Below are 2156 nucleotides of genomic sequence, written 5' to 3'. Positions count from 1 at the left end.
AAGAGATCAATGAAAATAGCAGACTTACAGTATCATGGTCAATCAATACTCTCGATGAAGAGTTTAAAGATGATATGGATGCGGCAGTAAGCATAAGAGAGGCTTTAATGGAACATAGGGAAGAAACAGGATATCACAGACTCAACAAGCTTAGCGCAGAGTTTTGGGAAGATGAAATCAGATGGATGAAAGAGTCCAATGTGACAACAAATGATAAGAGCTATTACTTAAAACTTAAAAGACCTGGAAGAGGCACAGATGTTGTGTTTAATGAGGAGGAAAAGGAAGTAGCTTTTGATATATTCAGCCACTACATGAATATATTAAGAAGACAGAAAATGGTAGATTGGGAAGACCTCCCCTTGTATATAATCCGGCATCCGGAAAGGGTGCCGGAAGAATTCAAGTATGACCATGTTCTTATTGATGAAGCACAGGATCTGTCACTGGCACAGATGATGGCTTCTATGATGATTTATAAAAAAGATCTGTTTGCTGCCTTAGATATTAATCAGAGGCTGTATGGAAAACATTGGACGACAAAACAGCTTGGTATAAATACAACTACAAAAAAACTGGATGCTCCAATGCGGACGACAATGCAGATAGAGGCTTTTGCTGAATCACTTAGAATAAAAAATGACGATGACTATTTGGATGAAGAGGATGATATCAGCTTAAGAGTACCTCCTAATGATTTAGGAATCCCTCCAAAGGTAGTTATGTGTAATTCCATTAAAGAGGAAAAGGAATATGTTATTCGCTGGGTAAAATCATGGCTTTCTAAAAGCGATAAGATATCTATTGGCATTCTTGCTTCAAAAAAAGCTCAGCTAGACACATATGCTGCATGGATGACGGATGCAGGAATACCAAAGGAGATAATAAAAAGGGATGGCGACTTTGATATTACAAAGCCCGGTGTGAAGATAGTCACAACTCACAGTGCTAAGGGTATGGAATTTTATAGTGTAATCATTCCTCAGTTTAATGATGGGAACTTTCCGTATGGCTACAAACCAAAACTTGAAGAGGAGAAGAGGGATTTTCTTATAAAGGAAAGGAACAGGGCATATGTTGCCATTACACGTGCAAAGAGGACTTTAACCATAACATGCATAAAAAATAAGAAATCCAGTTTTTTTGATTCTTTTGATAAGCGTTGCTATGACTTGGAAGATATGACGGAAATTGAAGAAACCCAATGAGCTACACTAATAAGATTCGTAAGGGGAGGCTTTCCTATGCATGATGAAGCCAATAATATAATATCTGAATGGAAACCGTTATTTGAATTGAGGCCAATAGAGCAGAATATTTCTGATATGGGATATAAAAGAGACCCGATTGAAGTAACGGTCAGAGAAAATGAAATCTGGTGGAGGATTAACCAAGAACGCTTTTTCATGCCGGTGCCACCATTTTTTGATACCAGGATTGGTTTTTTTAATAATTATAATCATGGAGAGTTCTTTAGTGGCATCAAAAGGACAGAGAGAACAGATCCATTTGAAGATGTAAGTGACTATTCAGAGAACACGGAGACATCAAAAATTATTGAAGGTAACTACTGTTTAATGTTTGACAGTGGAAGCTATGCAATTGCTGTTTCAAATCTAATGCATATGGGGCTTGGATTGTTTAAAATAATAAGAATCGATGAAAATCTTACAATAGAGGTTTTGTACGATAATGACACTTTTGAGCACCATACGCACTTAGAATATGCAGGAAGTTTCAAACGGGGAAATGACTGGTATGTTATTGGCAGAGGTCTTAAACAATTTGTGAAGAGTGACGATGGTTTTAGTACAGCATTCGACGATTCTCTTCTTTTTAAGATTAGTGAAAATGGAGAATTCAAAATTATTAAGTCTTGGAAAATGGATATTTCATCCCCAAACAGTTATGTTGTAGTTGGAAATCATATTTATTATGGTCAAAATCATATGGTAACCCGCCTGGATCTCTTAACTGGAAAAACGGATTATTTTACAAATAAAAGTGATAGTGAAATTCGCGAGTTGCAAAGCTAAGTGAAGGCTAAGAACCTCAGTTTGAGTTACCATTCACAGATAAATGGAAGTGAAGAATGAAGCTCACATCAGTGGGCTTTATTTTTATTGTTGAACCGGTTAGAATCTTTGTATTAAGCA

General features: G+C 36.5%; 2 protein-coding genes. Both read left to right on the top strand.

Translation table 11 applies throughout. The annotated features are described in order from the left end of the window. The coding region (locus G586_RS0116905; protein ID WP_026528651.1) for a 3'-5' exonuclease at positions 1 to 1208 on the top strand (1208 nt) is incomplete at its 5' end. Positions 1209 to 1244: 36 nt separating this feature from the next. After that, on the top strand, positions 1245 to 2036 hold the full coding sequence (locus G586_RS0116900; RefSeq protein WP_026528650.1) for a hypothetical protein: 792 nt from the start codon (positions 1245 to 1247) through the stop codon (positions 2034 to 2036). Positions 2037 to 2156: the final 120 nt, after the last annotated feature.

Source organism: Butyrivibrio sp. VCD2006 (genome assembly GCF_000423925.1).
Classification (GTDB): domain Bacteria; phylum Bacillota; class Clostridia; order Lachnospirales; family Lachnospiraceae; genus Butyrivibrio.
This window is presented reverse-complemented; position numbering and strand designations above follow the sequence as displayed.

Coding starts and splice junctions, on each gene's coding strand:
- G586_RS0116900 (WP_026528650.1), top strand. CDS start 1,245: ATGCATGATGAAGCCAATAATATAATATCTGAATGGAAACCGTTATTT.